At 62.3% G+C, this 15251-nt stretch carries 13 protein-coding genes; 5 read left to right on the forward strand and 8 right to left on the reverse strand.

All coding sequences use genetic code 11. The features are described from left to right. Positions 1-18: 18 nt before the first annotated feature. From GHK62_RS10985 to ade, 4 genes are all read left to right on the forward strand, one after another. The gene (locus tag GHK62_RS10985; protein ID WP_153438974.1) at positions 19-762 is read left to right on the forward strand and encodes a HugZ family pyridoxamine 5'-phosphate oxidase; all 744 of its coding nucleotides are present in this window, start codon (positions 19-21) and stop codon (positions 760-762) included. A gap of 119 nt (positions 763-881) precedes the next feature. After that, the gene (locus GHK62_RS10990) at positions 882-1223 is read left to right on the forward strand and encodes an ArsR/SmtB family transcription factor (protein ID WP_153438976.1); all 342 of its coding nucleotides are present in this window, start codon (positions 882-884) and stop codon (positions 1221-1223) included. 215 nt (positions 1224-1438) lie between these two features. Continuing rightward, positions 1439-2767, forward strand: coding sequence for an omega-aminotransferase AptA (gene aptA / locus GHK62_RS10995; RefSeq protein ID WP_153438978.1), 1329 nt, complete (start codon positions 1439-1441; stop codon positions 2765-2767). A gap of 88 nt (positions 2768-2855) precedes the next feature. Then, the gene (gene ade, locus GHK62_RS11000) at positions 2856-4553 is read left to right on the forward strand and encodes an adenine deaminase (protein ID WP_153438980.1); all 1698 of its coding nucleotides are present in this window, start codon (positions 2856-2858) and stop codon (positions 4551-4553) included. Between the two features lie 3 nt (positions 4554-4556). On the opposite strand, the gene bglA is transcribed toward ade, so the two are convergent. The 4 genes from bglA to GHK62_RS11020 form a co-directional block, all read right to left on the reverse strand. Continuing rightward, complete coding sequence (bglA, locus tag GHK62_RS11005) at positions 4557-6203, reverse strand: beta-galactosidase BglA (RefSeq protein ID WP_153438982.1); 1647 nt, start codon at positions 6201-6203, stop codon at positions 4557-4559. A gap of 187 nt (positions 6204-6390) precedes the next feature. After that, positions 6391-7824, reverse strand: coding sequence for a ribosome biogenesis GTPase Der (gene der / locus GHK62_RS11010; RefSeq protein WP_153438984.1), 1434 nt, complete (start codon positions 7822-7824; stop codon positions 6391-6393). 124 nt (positions 7825-7948) lie between these two features. Beyond that, the gene (locus GHK62_RS11015; RefSeq protein ID WP_153438986.1) at positions 7949-8617 is read right to left on the reverse strand and encodes a tetratricopeptide repeat protein; all 669 of its coding nucleotides are present in this window, start codon (positions 8615-8617) and stop codon (positions 7949-7951) included. Positions 8618-8706: 89 nt separating this feature from the next. Then, a complete protein-coding gene (locus tag GHK62_RS11020) occupies positions 8707-9294 on the reverse strand; it encodes an NnrU family protein (RefSeq protein ID WP_153438988.1) in 588 nt (195 codons plus the stop codon). Positions 9295-9440: 146 nt separating this feature from the next. Between GHK62_RS11020 and GHK62_RS11025 the strand changes: the two genes are divergently transcribed. Then, positions 9441-10445 carry a polysaccharide deacetylase family protein gene (locus GHK62_RS11025; protein WP_153438990.1) on the forward strand — a complete coding sequence of 335 codons (1005 nt, stop codon included), beginning with the start codon at positions 9441-9443 and terminating at the stop codon, positions 10443-10445. Between the two features lie 10 nt (positions 10446-10455). Here the strand turns inward: GHK62_RS11025 and sbmA are convergent, their stop codons facing one another. The 4 genes from sbmA to GHK62_RS11045 all read right to left on the reverse strand — a co-directional run bounded on the left by sbmA (position 10456) and on the right by GHK62_RS11045 (position 15147). Then, positions 10456-11718 (reverse strand): peptide antibiotic transporter SbmA, encoded by a 1263-nt coding sequence (gene sbmA / locus GHK62_RS11030; RefSeq protein WP_153438992.1) that lies wholly within the window; start codon positions 11716-11718, stop codon positions 10456-10458. A 166-nt stretch (positions 11719-11884) separates the two neighbouring features. Continuing rightward, the gene (locus GHK62_RS11035; protein WP_153439163.1) at positions 11885-13015 is read right to left on the reverse strand and encodes an MFS transporter; all 1131 of its coding nucleotides are present in this window, start codon (positions 13013-13015) and stop codon (positions 11885-11887) included. 254 nt (positions 13016-13269) lie between these two features. Continuing rightward, on the reverse strand, positions 13270-14019 hold the full coding sequence (gene map / locus GHK62_RS11040) for a type I methionyl aminopeptidase (protein ID WP_153438994.1): 750 nt from the start codon (positions 14017-14019) through the stop codon (positions 13270-13272). Positions 14020-14088: 69 nt separating this feature from the next. Continuing rightward, positions 14089-15147, reverse strand: a complete 1059-nt coding sequence (locus GHK62_RS11045; protein ID WP_153438996.1) for an LLM class flavin-dependent oxidoreductase — start codon at positions 15145-15147, stop codon at positions 14089-14091. Between the last annotated feature and the right edge of the window lie 104 nt (positions 15148-15251).

Here is a 15251-nt window from a genome sequence, read left to right on the forward strand (position 1 = left end):
GGCGAAAGGAAGGCGGTCATGAGCGAAAAACCCAACGTTTTGCGCGAAACCGATGATGAGGCCCGCAAGCTCGCCCGGGTGTTGCTTCGCTCAGCGAAAAGCGCCTCGCTCGCCGCGATCGAACCCGAAAGTGGCGGCTTCCCCTTCGTCAGCCGTGTGCTGATCGGCATCGACATCGATGGCGCGCCGGTCATTCTCGTCTCGCGGCTGGCAACGCACACGCAGGCGCTGCTCGCCGACCGGCGCGCGTCGCTTCTGACCGGAGAGCCCGGCAAGGGCGATCCGCTCGCCCACCCGCGCCTCACCGTTCAGTGCGAGGCGGAAGAGGTCCCACGTGACTCCGAGGCCCATGTCCGCATCCGCGCGCGCTTCGTCCGCCGCCATCCCAAGGCAAAGCTCTATGTCGACTTTCCCGATTTCGGCTTCTTCCGGCTGAACCCATTGAGGGCAAGCCTCAACGGTGGCTTCGGACGCGCCTACGCACTGACGGCCGAGGACCTCGCCATAGCCTCGCCCGCCGTCGCTGAACTCGCCGAAATGGAGGAGAGCGCGATCGAACACATGAATACTGACCACGTCGACGCCGTGAATCACTACGCGACCGTCCATTGCCGCGCGCCGGACGGTGACTGGAAGATCGTCGGTATCGACGCGGCCGGCCTCGATCTCTTCGACGGCGAGCGGTTGAAACGCCTCGAATTCGAAGCACCGATCCAGGAAACGATGGAATTGCGGCCGCTTCTGAAAAAACTTTACCGTTAACCGCTGCCTAGCTACCCCCATTTTTCGCAGTGGGTAGTTGCCCTTTCATGCATCACGTCTAATTATCGTGCTTCATCAATCATAACTACGTGTGATGTAATTTTCGCATGGAGCACGCAATGCAGCCCCTTCCGCCTGAAAAACACGAGGACGCCGAAATAGCAGCCGGTTTCCTTTCGGCCATGGCAAATCCTAAACGCCTCCTCATCCTTGACTCTCTCATCAAGGAAGAGCTGGCGGTCGGCGCCTTGGCCAACAAGGTCGGGCTGAGCCAGTCGGCTCTTTCCCAGCACCTTTCGAAGTTGCGCGCCCAAAATCTGGTAAGTACCCGACGTGACGCCCAGACGATTTATTATTCGAGTTCCTCTGACGCGGTCATGAAGATCTTGGGCGCCCTCGCAGAAATCTACGGCGAAGGCAATGCCGTGGAAGAAAAAGTCCTCGTCCGCAAATCGGCGTAGTCTCCCAATACGTCCGTCACGCTGGACGCGTCATGAAGCCCCCACGAGCAATCGCGCGGGGCTTATATTTTTTCGAGCCCCGAAAACGCCGGTCGTCTCCTCGCGCCGTAGAAGCCGCAGGCTTGACGCTATCAGGCGCGCTGATAGTTTGACCAAAGGGTAAAAGAATCCAGTCGCATCGCCAGCAAGTCAGAATTCGCGGAGGAGAACAGCACATGTCGAACCGATTGAACACAACGCCGAACGATCTGCGCGCCTTCTGGATGCCGTTCACGGCAAATCGGCAATTCAAGAAGGAGCCGCGCCTCTTCGTCGGCGCCAAAGACATGTACTACACGACCCATGATGGGCGCACGGTGCTGGATGGAACAGCCGGCCTCTGGTGTGTCAATGCGGGTCACTGCCGGCCCAAGATCACCGAAGCGATCCGCGAGCAGGCCGGCGAACTCGACTACGCGCCGGCTTTCCAGCTTGGCCATCCGAAAGCCTTCGAACTGGCGAACCGACTGGTGGACATCGCGCCCGAGGGCATGAACCATGTTCTCTACACGAACTCGGGTTCGGAATCGGTCGACACGGCGCTCAAGGTCGCGCTCGCCTATCATCGCGCAAAGGGCAATGGCTCCCGCTTCCGGCTGATCGGCCGCGAGCGTGGCTATCATGGCGTCAACTTCGGCGGCATCTCGGTCGGCGGCATCGTCGCCAATCGCAAGATGTTCGGCACCCTGCTCACCGGCGTCGATCACCTGCCGCATACCCATCTCCCGGCAAAGAATGCTTTCACCCGAGGTGAACCGGAGCACGGCGCCGACCTTGCGACCGAACTGGAACGGATCGTCACCTTGCATGACGCTTCCACGATCGCCGCCGTCATCGTCGAGCCCGTTGCCGGCTCCACCGGCGTGCTCATCCCACCGAAGGGCTATCTCCAGAAGCTACGCGAGATCTGCACCAAACACGGCATCCTCCTGATCTTCGACGAGGTCATCACCGGTTTCGGCCGCCTCGGCACGCCCTTCGCAGCGCAGTATTTCGACGTGAAGCCAGATATCATCACGACCGCGAAAGGCATCACCAACGGCGTGATCCCGATGGGCGCGGTCTTCGTGACCTCGGAAATCCACGACGCCTTCATGACCGGGCCGGAGCATCTGATCGAGTTCTTCCACGGCTACACCTATTCCGGCAACCCGATCGCCTCCGCTGCCGCACTCGGCACGCTCGATACCTACAAGGAGGAAGGCTTGCTCACGCGGGCCGCCGAGCTCGCGTCCTATTGGGAAGAAGCTCTGCATTCGCTCAAGGACTGCCCGCATGTCATCGACATCCGCAACATCGGACTGATCGGCGCAATCGAACTGGAGCCGATCGCCGGAGAACCGACGAAGCGGGCATTCTCCGCCTTCTTGAAGGCCTATGAGAAAGGGCTGCTTATCCGCACGACCGGCGACATCATCGCCTTGTCGCCACCGCTCATCATTCAGAAACAGCAGATCGACGAATTGTTCGACAAGCTGCGCGACGTTCTGAAGAATAACATCTGAGCTTCGGCATCACGCTTTCTCAAGCCCTTTCCCCGCAAGCGGGGAGAGGGTTATTGTCATGAATTAATATAGAAAGCGGAGCGTGGGCATGTCCGAGAGGTTGGAACGTATCATCGATCAGGGCGTCGGCCGCACCCCGGCTGACATCGTGCTCAAGGGCGGCCGTTTCTTCGATCTCGTCACCGGCGAACTGATTGCTTCCGACATCGCCATTTGCGGCGACCGCATCGTCGGCACTTACGGCGATTATCAGGGGCGCGACGAAATCGACATCGCCGGGCGCATCGTCGTTCCGGGTTTTATCGATACGCATCTGCATATCGAATCCTCGCTTGTCACCCCGCATGAGTTCGACCGCTGCGTGCTACCGCTCGGCATAACGACAGCGATCTGCGATCCGCACGAAATCGCCAACGTGCTTGGCACCGAGGGCATCCAGTTCTTCCTCGATTCGGCGGTGGAAACGATCATGGACATCCGTGTTCAGCTTTCGTCCTGCGTGCCCGCAACACATCTCGAGACGGCTGGCGCCGACCTGCCGATCGAGCGCCTGCTGCCCTTCCGCCACCATCCGAAGGTGATCGGGCTCGCCGAGTTCATGAATTTTCCCGGCGTCGTCCACAAGGATCCCGTCTGCCTGGCCAAGCTCGATGCATTCCAGGGGGGCCACATCGACGGTCATGCGCCGCTTCTCTCCGGCAAGGAGCTGAACGGCTATCTCGCTACCGGCATCCGCACTGATCACGAGTGCACGACGGCGGACGAGGCGCTCGAAAAGCTCCGCAAGGGCATGCACATTCTCGTGCGCGAAGGCTCCGTCTCGAAGGACTTGCATGCCCTGATGCCGATCATCACCGAGCGGCTGTCGCCCTACCTCGCACTCTGCACCGACGACCGCAATCCGCTCGATATCGCCGAACAGGGCCATCTCGATCACATGATCCGCACCGCGATCGCCGGCGGCGTCGAGCCTCTGGCGATCTATCGCGCTGCCTCGGTTTCCGCCGCCCGCGCCTTCGGCCTCAGGGACCGCGGCCTTGTCGCGCCCGGCTGGCGCGCCGACCTCGTCGTTATCGACAGCCTGGAGAACTGCAAGGCCGAGATCGTGTTTTCCGCGGGCCGACGGGTAACGGATGCGTTGTTCGCGACGCGCACGCCAGTCGAGCCGGTCGGGCTCGACAGCGTCAAGGCTGGCCAAGTCAAAGCCGCCGATTTTGCGGTTCCCTACACGCAAGGCCAGACCTCGGTGATAGGCGTCCTGCCCGGCAAGATCATCACCGAACACCGCCGCTTCCACCTGCCCGCTGAAGGTAACCAGACGGGGCTGGACCTCGGCCAGGACATCATCAAAGTGGCCGTCATCGAGCGTCACGGCGTCAACCGCAACCACGCCAACGGCTTCGTCCAGGGTTTTGGACTGAAGAAGGGGGCGATCGCCTCGACCGTCGGCCATGACAGCCATAATATCTGCGTCGTCGGCGTTAACGAGGAGGACATGGCGCTCGCGGCCAATCGGCTCGGCGAGATCAAGGGCGGCTTCGTCGTTGTCGACGGCGGCAACATCACGGGCGAAATCGCCCTCCCCGTCGCGGGCCTCATGAGCCTTGAACCCTACGACCGCGTGCGCGACACCCTGCATCACCTGCGCCAAGCCGCCTTCGCTCTCGGCGCGACGCTGGAGGAGCCCTTCCTCCAACTCGCCTTCCTGCCATTGCCGGTGATCCCGCACCTGAAGATCTCGGACAAGGGCCTGGTCGATGTGGATACGTTCACGCTGATCGGCTGACAGTCACCGCAACCGGCCGCAGAAGACGTCGCGCGCGGAAAGCGCGATGACGTCGTCGAGCCAGACGGGTGCGAAGCCGGGCATCGGAACGGCCTCGTGAACAATCACATCGGCGGGGAGCCGCACCTCCTGCGGTTCCCGCGTGAGGTTGAACACGAACAGCATGCGTTCGCCATTCTTCTCCCTCGTGAAAGCTAGGATGTCCTGGTCGAAGGTGAGAAACGCCATGTCACCGTCGAGCAGCGGTTCCTGCGTCCGGCGAAAATCGAGGGTTCGGCGATAATGCTCCAGCACCGATCCCGGAACGCCCTCCTGCGCATCGACGGCGAGCAACCGCTGTTCGTCGCGGACCGGCAGCCAGGGTGTCCCGAGGGAGAAGCCCGCATTGGGCAATTCCTTTTCCCATACCATCGGTGTACGGCATCCGTCGCGGCCCTTGAAGGCCGGCCAGAAGCGGATTCCGTAGGGGTCGCGCAGTTCCTCGAAAGCAAGTTCCGCCTCCGGCAATCCCAGTTCCTCTCCCTGGTAAAGGCAAATCGACCCGCGCAACGCAGCAAGCAGACAGATCGCGAGCTTGGCCACCCGTTCCCGCTCGGCTTCATTGTGTGCGAACCGGCTGACATGGCGGATCACATCGTGGTTGGAAAAGGCCCAGCAAACCCAACCGTCGGCGACCACCGCCTGAAAATTCTCGACGCAGCGGCGGATATGCCTTGCCGTCAGTTCGGGGCCGAGAAAATCGAAGGTGTAGCACATATGCAGCTTGTCGCGGCCACCGGTGTAGGCGGCGACCGTCCTCAATGAACGGCGGCCGTCGCCCACTTCGCCGACCGTTGCGCGAGCGCTGTATTCATCGAGCATCGCCCGCAATCGGCGCAGGAAGCCGACGTTCTCCGGTTGGGTCTTATCGTAGAGATGGTCCTGCATGCCATAGGGATTGACATCCGGCGCATCGTGGCTCGTTGCGTCCGGATCTGGAACGAGCGGCGGATTGTCCCTGAGGTTCCGGTCGTGGAAATAGTAGTTGGCGGTATCGAGCCGGAAGCCGTCGACGCCGCGGTCGAGCCAGAAGCGGACGGTCGAGAGCACGGCCTCCTGGACCTCCGGATTGTGGAAGTTGAGGTCTGGCTGCGACGACAGGAAATTGTGCAGGTAATATTGCCTGCGGACGCCGTCCCATTCCCAGGCCGGGCCGCCGAAGATCGAAAGCCAGTTGTTCGGCGCCGTCCCGTCGGGTTTCGGGTCGGCCCAGACATACCAGTCGGCCTTGGCATTGGTCCTGCTCGACCGGCTCTCGAGGAACCACGGATGACGATCGGAGCTGTGCGAAATCACCTGGTCGATGATCACCTTCAGCCCGAGGCGATGCGCCTCCGCGAGCATGGCGTCGAAATCGGCAAGCGTGCCGAACATGGGATCGACGTCGCAATAGTCGGAGACGTCATAGCCCATGTCGGCCTGAGGTGACTTGAAGAAGGGCGACAGCCAGATCGCATCGACACCGAGCGAGGCGATATGGGGAAGCCGCCCCGTGACACCGCGAAGATCGCCGATACCGTCGCCGTCAGTATCCTGAAAGGAGCGCGGGTAGACCTGATAGATCACCGCGCCGCGCCACCAGTCGTCCGCTGATCTCGATGCTATCGCCATCGGCAAATCTCCTCGTTTCGGCTGTCTGCAAGCAGATGTATCTTTGCGAGTTCTTTGAGTAAACGACGATGGTGATATTCACTCGCCGGGCGTCCGCGCGAGCGCGATCCGGAAATCGAGGGCGTATGGCCGGCACGCGTCGTTGACTGCGCGGGACAAGTTGCCGGCGAGGCTCGCCGGCTCCCGATCAGCGCTTCTTGCGTGCCTTTGATTCGTAGGGATTGTCCGACGCGCGGAAATGCACCCGGATCGGCACGCCCGGCATGTCGAAGTCGTTGCGAAGCCCGTTGATCAGATAGCGGGTGTAGGATTCCGGCAGCGCCTCGGGACGCGTGCAGGAGATCATGAAGCCCGGCGGGCGGGCCTTTACCTGCGTCATGTATTTGAGCTTGAGGCGGCGCCCGGAAACGGCCGGCGGCGGATGCTGCACCTGCTGAGACTCGAGCCAGCGGTTGAGCCGGGCCGTCGAGATGCGCCGGTTCCAGACCTTGTCAGTATCGATGATCGCCTGCATTAGCCGGTCGAGCCCATAACCCGTATGGCCGGAAATCGGCACCGCACGGATGCCGCGCGCCTGCGGCAGGAGGCGCTCGGTCTTTTCACGAAGATCGGCGAGCACCGCTTGCCAATCCTCGACAAGGTCCCATTTGTTGAAAGCGAGCACAGCCGCCCGCCCCTCGCGCAGGACCAGATCGACGATCTGCAGGTCCTGCTTCTCGAAAGGGATCGTGGCGTCGAAGACGACAACCACGGTCTCGGCGAAGCGGATTGCTCTCAGCGCATCGGCGACCGAGAGCTTTTCAAGCTTCTCCTGGACCTTGGCCTTGCGGCGCATGCCGGCCGTGTCGAACATCTTGATCGTGCGGCCGCGCCATTGCCATTCGACGGAGATCGAGTCGCGCGTGATGCCCGCCTCAGGCCCGGTCAGCAACCGGTCCTCGCCGAGGAAACGGTTGATCAGCGTCGACTTGCCGGCATTCGGCCGTCCGACGATCGCCACGCGCAGGGGCTTCGTCTCGTCGTAGGCAGGCTCGGCATCCTCGTCCTCGGCCCCCTCGCCCGGAGCGGTTGGGCGAATGTCGACATCGGTCACCGCCACGTCTTCCCTGGGCGGAAAGGCCCTCTCCTCGCCGAGCGCTGCGACAATGGCATCGCGCAGGTCGAGCATGCCCTCGCCGTGTTCTGCCGAAATCGGGCAAGGATCGCCGAGGCCGAGTGTGAAGGCGTCGTAAAAGCCGCCATCGGAGCCGCGCGCTTCCGCCTTGTTGGCGACGACGATAACGGGCTTGCCGCGACGGCGCAGCATCTCGGCGAGCGTTTCGTCCGCCGGGGTCAATCCCGCCTTTGCATCGATCACGAACAGCGAGAGATCGGCCTCGTCGATCGCCGCCTCGGTCTGCGCCCACATCCGCCCCTGCAGGCTTTCGGGCGCCGATTGTTCGAGGCCGGCCGTATCGATGATGCGAAACTTGAGGTCGACGAGCTTCGCGTCGCCGGGGCGCCGGTCACGGGTCACCCCCGGCGTATCGTCGACAAGCGCCAGCTTCTTGCCAACCAGACGGTTGAACAAGGTGGACTTGCCGACATTGGGGCGCCCGACGATGGCGACGGTAAAACTCATCTCGAAATTCCGTTTCCGCTCTTACAGCGCCGTGCATCCTTTAGGACGCACAAAGGACGCTGTAACTCTTTGAGTCTACGCATCGTGCTTTCCGAAAATCGGGTCCGATTTTCGGGCCGATGCGCTAGGCTTTTCCGCTCGCCGCGATCACATCAAGCAGCATCTGCGCACGGCCCACGACCCCGCGCGGGCTCTCGGTGTCGTCGGTGATCTGCTGGAACCAGCTTTTCGCCTTGGCGAAGTCGCCGGCCTTGTAGGCCGCGAGGCCAAGCGCTTCCCGGGCGGAATGGCGCATCGTGTTTTGCGGAACGGCCAGTTGTTCGACCTCCGACGACACCTGCTCATAGGTTCCGTGGTCAACGAGCAGATAGGCGGCGCGCAGGCGCGCGGCGTCACGCAGCGCCGGCGGAATGCGCGTATCCTTGCCGATTTCGGAAAAGGCAGTGATCGCCGCCTCGGTCTCGCCCTTCTGCGCCTGAAGGGTCGCCGACCGCAGCCGGGCCAGCACCGGATAGGAGCCGTAGCCGTCCTTTTCCAAAGCCGTGAGCGCCGCGAGGGCCTCGTCCGACTTGTTATCCCGGGCGAGATTGAGCGCGGCGAGGAAGGCGTCTCCCGACTGTGACGAGGATGTTTCCTGCCAATAGTCGTAACCGACCTTACCGACGGTGCCGAGCACGATCAAGGCGGCGAGCGCGACGATCAGGCCGCCGAAGCGCATCCAGATGGCTTTCATCTGGTCCGAACGGAGTTCTTCATTGACCTCGCGGATAAAACTGTCGTCTTGGTTCGCCATGTCCCTGTGTTCCGGCTGCCCGGCCTTCATGCTGAGAATTTTGCGCCTTCTACCCGATTTTGCGCCGCTTGTAAGGGGGAGAAGATCATTTAGCCGATGGCGATGGGTGCCACGCCGATCACCAGTTCGTGCAGCTTCCAGACAATCGCGACGAAGAGTACGGCACCGAGGAGGATTGCGCCGACATCATAGCGATAGGAAGCAACGGTGGGATAACTGATCTCGCCGGCTCGCCAGCGCTTCTTCATGGAAATGCGGAGAACGACGCCCCAGGCCAGGAAGGCACCGAAAAGCAGGACGGACGAGGTCTCGCCATTGGCAAGCAAATGGGCAAACGCCCAGATCTTGATGGCGAGGATGGCCGGATGTTTCGTTGCGACACGGATCTTGCCGGCGGGCAGGAAGGCCGCGGCGAGACAGATGCAGGCGATCAGCATCAGCGTCAGGGCGATATGGGTGAGAAAGACCGGCGGCGTGTAGAGAATGCCGGTGGTCGAGCGCGCCTGGTCGAAACCGAAGGCGATAAGGGCGAGGCCAACGACCGCCGAAATGCCGTGGATCGCATGCCAGGTTCCAACACCCTTCCGCTCGATCACCGCCTTGCGCACGCCCGGTGCGAAGCTTCGAACGAGGTGGATGCCAAAGAAGATCACAATGCCCAGTATGAGAAGCGCCATGTTTCACCGATCGAAATTATTCATTTGTTTACCAAGCCATAGCGATATCGCTCGCGAATTTCCAGATGGATCAAAGGATTGCCGCAATCCTCAAGAAGGGACGGCACGAACAAATCCTTTACTGATTCTCCCAAGATGCCTCCCGAATGACGCGCCAGATCCTTGCTCTCTCCCTTTGCCTTTATCCCGCCCTCGCCACGGCCGAGCCGCTGCCGGCGCCCGACCCCACAGCGAACAAGCAGCTCATTATCGTCTCCTTCGACGGCGCGCACGACAACGCGCTGTGGGAGAAGAGCCTCGCCATGGCCAAGCGCACCGGCGCCCACTTCACCTATTTCTTGTCCTGCACATTTCTGATGACGAGAGCGGACGGCAAACAGATCTACAAGGCACCGGGCCAGAAGGCGGGACGCTCCAATGTCGGCTTCGCGCAAAGCCGCGAGGAGATCGCGACGCGCGCCGGCCATATCTGGCAGGCCCATCTCGATGGGCACGATATCGGCAGCCATGCCTGCGGCCATTTCGACGGCAAGGGCTGGAGCAAGACCGATTGGACGCGGGAATTTACGGCGTCCCGGGAGGCACTTGTCGATGCCTGGAAGAAGGCCGACAGGGCAGAGGCCGAGCCGCAAGGCTGGGCCGACTTTGCGACCAACGACGTCAAGGGCTTCCGCGCGCCCTACCTTTCGTTGAGCGACGGCCTGCTGCCAGCATTGAAGACATTCGGCTTCACCTATGACGCAAGCCTTGTGACCAAGGGGCCTGGGTGGCCGGCGGTGCAGGATGGCTTGCCGCGCTTCGGCCTGCCTCTCATTCCCGAAGGGCCGTCGCATCGGCCGGTGATCGGCATGGACTACAACCTCTTCGTCCGCCATTCGATGGGCGTCGAGAACAAGAAGAAGAGCTCCGTTTTCGAAGAACGTACGCTTGCGGCCTACCGCGATGCCTTCCGTAAGGAATATGACGGCGGCCGTGTGCCGCTTCAGCTCGGCTTCCATTTCGTCGAGATGAATGGCGGCGCCTATTGGCGCGCGCTCGACCGCTTCCTGACAGAGACCTGCGTCAAGCCGGATGTCGCCTGCGTCAGCTACGCGGAAGCGCTTCCCCTCATCGAGAGCGCAAAAAAGAAGGCGGATCGCTCCGCCTTCTGATGCCCGCCTCTTAAAGCGCCAGCTCTTCCTTGCCGCCAGCCTCGATGAACTGCTGGTCGATCTGCGGCAGCGGCTCCTCGTCGAGGATCGACTCGAAGGCACGCAGGCGCTTGTAGATCGAGAGAAGCTCGACGATCGTCGGCCACGAGTTGACGAGGTACTGGAACGAGGACGTTACCTGCCCGAATGCGCCGGAAATCTGGTTCAAGGCACCGAGCGAAATCCGGCCCGCGATGATCGACGGAGCCAGGATCAGCAACGAAAAGATGTTGTTGATCTGCAGGTAGAAGATGCGGGCGATATTGAAATAGAGATAATGGAAGTAAAGCCGGAAATAGTTCCGGCGAACATTGTCGAACAGATCGGCGACCGCCGGCGGTTGGGCGCGGTCGGCGTGATCCTCGCCATAGACGAGTTCCTTGCGGTAGGCGGCTTCCACCCGCTGATTGCGGAATTCCAGCCCCGGCAGCTTGATGCCGACGAGAGCCAGGAACACGGTGCCGAACAGCGACCAGAGTACGGCGGCCGTTACCAGCGGATAGGGAATGATGCCGACGATCGGAAGCTCGGTGACATTGGCTGATAGTCGGATCAGCACCGGCGTGAACGCGATCAGCGTCATGACGCTGTCGATCAGGCTGACACCAAGCCCCTCGACAGTGGTCGAGAAACGCATCGTGTCTTCCTGGACGCGCTGCGAGGCACCTTCGATGTGGCGAAGCCTGCCCCAATTGGCCATATAGTATTCGTTCATCGCCGTGCGCCAGCGGAAGATGTAATGGCTGACGAAGAACCGCGTCATGACTGCAACGGCGACGGCGACCATCGCAATCGCCAGGAATGTGCCGATTTCGCCATAGAACTGCTCAGCGGTCACGGTGGCCGACTTGGAGACCGCGGCCTGCACCAGATCCCAGAACGGGCCGTACCAGTTGTTGATCGCGACACTGACCTGAACCTGGAAATAGGTGACGAAAAGGATCAGCGCCGAGCCCAGGATGGACCAGGTCTGCCAGCGATGCGGGGAATAGACATACCAGAACGCCGTGAAGAGCCCGACGACGATGCCGAAGTAGATATAGAACCACACAAAGGCCGGCGACCAGAACGCCGAAATGCCGACGATCGGCGGCGCATCAACCGACAACGGGGGAAGGCCGAATACGGCGCCCAGGCTCTCGCCCCAGCCATACCAGAAGGCAATGGCTAACAGTGACCAGGCGACGACGGAAATGAAGAATTGCTTCGGCTGAGGGAAAAAGGATTGGAACAAGGTGCGGCACTCTCGCTTCTGAGGAGGGACAATGACTTGCCCCCTGATGTGCCGAAACTAGGGCAATTCGCCCTAGGCAACAATTAGGTAATGTGAATGTTACTGTTATTCATCAAGCTGCGCGCGTTCAAATTTTTCCTGCAGATCGGCCGGATGACCTTGGAAATCAACGATCCAGGGCGGCGCTGATCTTGCGCAACTCGATAACGACCACGCTTCCGCAGCAAAACAGAACCACGGCTGCCACGAGTGTCGGCAAGGTAAAATCGCCGGTTTGTTCGGCAAGCCAGCCGGCGACGAGAGGCCCGACGATCTGGCCGATGCCAAAGGCTGCCGTCATCAGGGCAAGCGCCCGGCGCGGGCTTTGTGGCGCAAGCCGCCGGCCGATCTGCAGGCCATAGGCGGTGATCATCATGAAGGTGGCGCCAAGCATCAGGCCGCCTACGAGCGGCGCGAAGGGCAAGGGCAACGAGACGGTCAGAACCAGCCCCGCGGCCTCCACCAGCAGGCCGATGGCGTAAACGCCCGCGAGCCCGAAGCGCGGCACCGCGAAGCGCCAGAGATAAACCGAGACCGCGGCGCTTGCACCCGTCAGCAGCCAAGCGAGGAATTCGACGCTGTGGCCGCCGCTGGCATCACGGGCCATGGCGACAAGAAACGTGGCGGTGATCACATAGCCGAAGCCGAAGAAGCCGTAGGTAAGCGTCATGGCCGTCAACGGCCGCGTCCACGTCAGCGGCCCTTCGCGTTCACCCCCGCTCGCGGCATGACGACCGCGCGGCAGCAGCGCAGCCACGACGACTGTGCCTACAAGCGCGACGAGCGCACCGGTGAACCAGTCGGCCTGCGACGTGGAAAAACCGGCTGAAGCGAGCGGCGCGGCCCAGACACAGATCGAGGAAAGGGCGATGCCGAGGCCGACGCCGCCGAAATGCACCGACGGTACATGCTCCGATCTGGCGCGCAGCCCCTCTCCCAGCACGATCCCTGAGATGAAGATCATCGCAAAGGCGCTGGCAAGACCGGCGAGGAAACGAATGACGGAGTAAGCGAGCACGGAGGTCGTCACCCCCATGGCGGCGAGCAGCAGCGTCGTCGCCACGAGTGCAGCGAGGCCGATCGCCCGTTCGCGACCATGAGCCCAGCCATAGGCCGCAAGCACGGCGCCGGCGAGATAGCCAACGAAGTTCGCCGACGCGATCAGTCCGGCATCTCGTGGCGAGAGCCCCGCATCCGCCATCATCGCCGGCAGGATCGGCGTGTAGGAAAACCGGCCGAATCCCATGGCGACCGCCATGGCGATGGCACCGGCGATCGCCGTTGCCGCGAGATTGCCGCCCGAGGCGGGATGCGCGAGAGACTCTTTGCTTGCCGGGTGCCCTGCCTTATGAAGGCCGGCACCGGCTTGCTTCGAAGGGACATGGTCGCGGTCCGGCAATTTGTGAAGCGTGCTCATGGTCGTCTTATTGCACCGCAGCAAGAAAACGACAAATGACTATATTTGAACGTCCTGTTGACGAAATCGAATGATCCACCGGATCGGGGTGTGCGTCACCCCGGCAGCGTCACGACCAGCGGCCCGCTGCGCGTGACGACGACGGTATGTTCATACTGCACGGTCGGCGCCCGCGGTTCGCTGTAGAGCGTCCAGTCGTCGTCTCCGCCTTCCGCCCAGTGGGCGCCCATCGACAGGAACGGCTCGACCGTGAAGACCATGCCATCGGTCATGTGCCGCCGCTCGGACGGGTCCGGCCAAGTGGCGATCTCGCCCGGCTCCTCATGCAGCGATCGGCCGATGCCGTGGCTTGCAAGATTGGTGACGAGCGAATAGCGGTTCTTGCGAGCAAAATCGCCAATGGCATTGCCGATCGCCGCCAAGGATTGACCAGGGCGTACCTGCTTCAAACCGACCCACATCGCGCGCTTGCCGTCGCGGCAAAGCCGGTCGATTGCCGCGGTCACCGGAGGCACCGGAAAGGAAGCTGCCGTATCGGCAAAGATCCCGTCCTTCTCGGCCGAAACGTCGATATTGACGAGATCGCCGGCGCGGATCACGCGGGCGCCGGGGATGCCGTGGGCGACTTCCTCGTTGACGCTGATGCAGGTCGCGCCGGGGAACTTGTAGCAAAGCTCCGGCGCCGAACGCGCGCCCGCATCCTCCAGTACCTTGCGGCCGATCGCGTCGAGTTCCGCCGTGGTGATGCCGGGTTCGAGGGCCGCGGTCATGGTCTGAAGCGCATTGGCGCAAATGCGGCCGATTTCCTTCAGCCGCTCAAGATCTTCGTCGTTGTTGAGGGTCATGGTGTCTCGCTTTCGCGGCCACATGTAGCGTGCCGACCCGGCATATGCCAGTGCCGAGACCACGGAGGCTCAGGCGCCGGCAGGCTGCGATCGGCGTTCCTCCGCCAGCCTCTCCCGGACCAGCGGCGCGACCTTGGTGCCGTAAAGCTCGATGCCACGCATGATCTGATCGTGCGGCATCGGGCCGATCGCCATCTGCAGGAGGAAGCGATCGTTGCGGAAGAGTTTTTGATGCGCAACGATCTTTTCCGCCACCGTCTCGGGATCGCCGAGGAAAAGATTGCCGGTCGGGCTGCGCGCCTGGTCGAAGTGGGCGCGGTTCGTCGGCCCCCAGCCGCGCTCTCGGCCGATGCGGTTCATTACCTCCGCCTGCGGTCCGTAGAACTGGTCAGCCGCCTTTTCCGTCGTGTCGGCGATGAAGCCGTGAACGTTGATGCTCGTCTTCAGTTTCGCGACGTCCCGCCCGGCCCGGCGCGCCGCCTCGCGAAAGAGGTCGAAGAGCGGCGCGAAACGGCGGGGCTCGCCGCCAATGATCGCAAGCGCCATCGGCAAGCCGAGCGCGCCGGCCCGCGCGACCGACTGCGGCGTACCGCCGACGGCAATCCAGAGCGGCAGCGGATTCTGCAGCGGACGCGGATAGACGCCGCGGTCGTCGATCGGCGGACGCAACTTACCTGACCAGGTAACCTTTTCGCCCTCCCGGATCGCCAGCAGCAGATCCAGCTTTTCGGAGAAGAGCTGGTCGTAGTCGTCGAGCGACTGGCCAAAGAGCGGGAAGGACTCGATGAAGGAACCTCGGCCCGCCATGATCTCGGCGCGGCCGTTGGAGAGAAGGTCGAGTGTCGAAAACTGCTGGAAGACCCGCACCGGATCGTCCGAGCTCAGTACCGTCACGGCGCTGCTCAACCGGATCCTGCTGGTGCGCGAGGCGGCGGCCGCCAGGATTACGGCCGGCGCTGACGCGGCGTAGTCCGGGCGGTGATGCTCGCCGAGGCCGAAGACGTCGAGCCCGACCTGATCGGCAAGCTCTATTTCCTCAAGAAGGTTGGCGAGGCGCCGCCGTCCTTCGGCACCCTTGTCGATCGCATTCGGATCCACGTCCGCGAATGTATAAAGCCCGAGTTCCATGATGCCTTCCTGTTGCTGTTCGCACAGAAATAGTTGGCATCCTGTCAAGCCGCAAATGGCCGTTCGGGAAACGCATCGTTTCCACTGTGGAGCCACGGGCCGAC

Origin of the sequence: Sinorhizobium terangae, from assembly GCF_009601505.1 — a bacterium.
GTDB lineage: Bacteria > Pseudomonadota > Alphaproteobacteria > Rhizobiales > Rhizobiaceae > Sinorhizobium > Sinorhizobium terangae.

What these genes read in the sequence shown, in the direction of transcription:
- aptA (WP_153438978.1), top strand. Translation starts at nt 1,439, where the DNA reads ATGTCGAACCGATTGAACACAACGCCGAACGATCTGCGCGCCTTCTGG.
- GHK62_RS11045 (WP_153438996.1), bottom strand. Translation starts at nt 15,147, where the DNA reads ATGGAACTCGGGCTTTATACATTCGCGGACGTGGATCCGAATGCGATC.
- GHK62_RS11025 (WP_153438990.1), top strand. Translation starts at nt 9,441, where the DNA reads ATGACGCGCCAGATCCTTGCTCTCTCCCTTTGCCTTTATCCCGCCCTC.
- bglA (WP_153438982.1), bottom strand. Translation starts at nt 6,203, where the DNA reads ATGGCGATAGCATCGAGATCAGCGGACGACTGGTGGCGCGGCGCGGTG.
- GHK62_RS11020 (WP_153438988.1), bottom strand. Translation starts at nt 9,294, where the DNA reads ATGGCGCTTCTCATACTGGGCATTGTGATCTTCTTTGGCATCCACCTC.
- GHK62_RS11015 (WP_153438986.1), bottom strand. Translation starts at nt 8,617, where the DNA reads ATGGCGAACCAAGACGACAGTTTTATCCGCGAGGTCAATGAAGAACTC.
- der (WP_153438984.1), bottom strand. Translation starts at nt 7,824, where the DNA reads ATGAGTTTTACCGTCGCCATCGTCGGGCGCCCCAATGTCGGCAAGTCC.
- map (WP_153438994.1), bottom strand. Translation starts at nt 14,019, where the DNA reads ATGACCCTCAACAACGACGAAGATCTTGAGCGGCTGAAGGAAATCGGC.
- ade (WP_153438980.1), top strand. Translation starts at nt 2,856, where the DNA reads ATGTCCGAGAGGTTGGAACGTATCATCGATCAGGGCGTCGGCCGCACC.
- GHK62_RS11035 (WP_153439163.1), bottom strand. Translation starts at nt 13,015, where the DNA reads ATGGCGGTCGCCATGGGATTCGGCCGGTTTTCCTACACGCCGATCCTG.
- GHK62_RS10985 (WP_153438974.1), top strand. Translation starts at nt 19, where the DNA reads ATGAGCGAAAAACCCAACGTTTTGCGCGAAACCGATGATGAGGCCCGC.
- GHK62_RS10990 (WP_153438976.1), top strand. Translation starts at nt 882, where the DNA reads ATGCAGCCCCTTCCGCCTGAAAAACACGAGGACGCCGAAATAGCAGCC.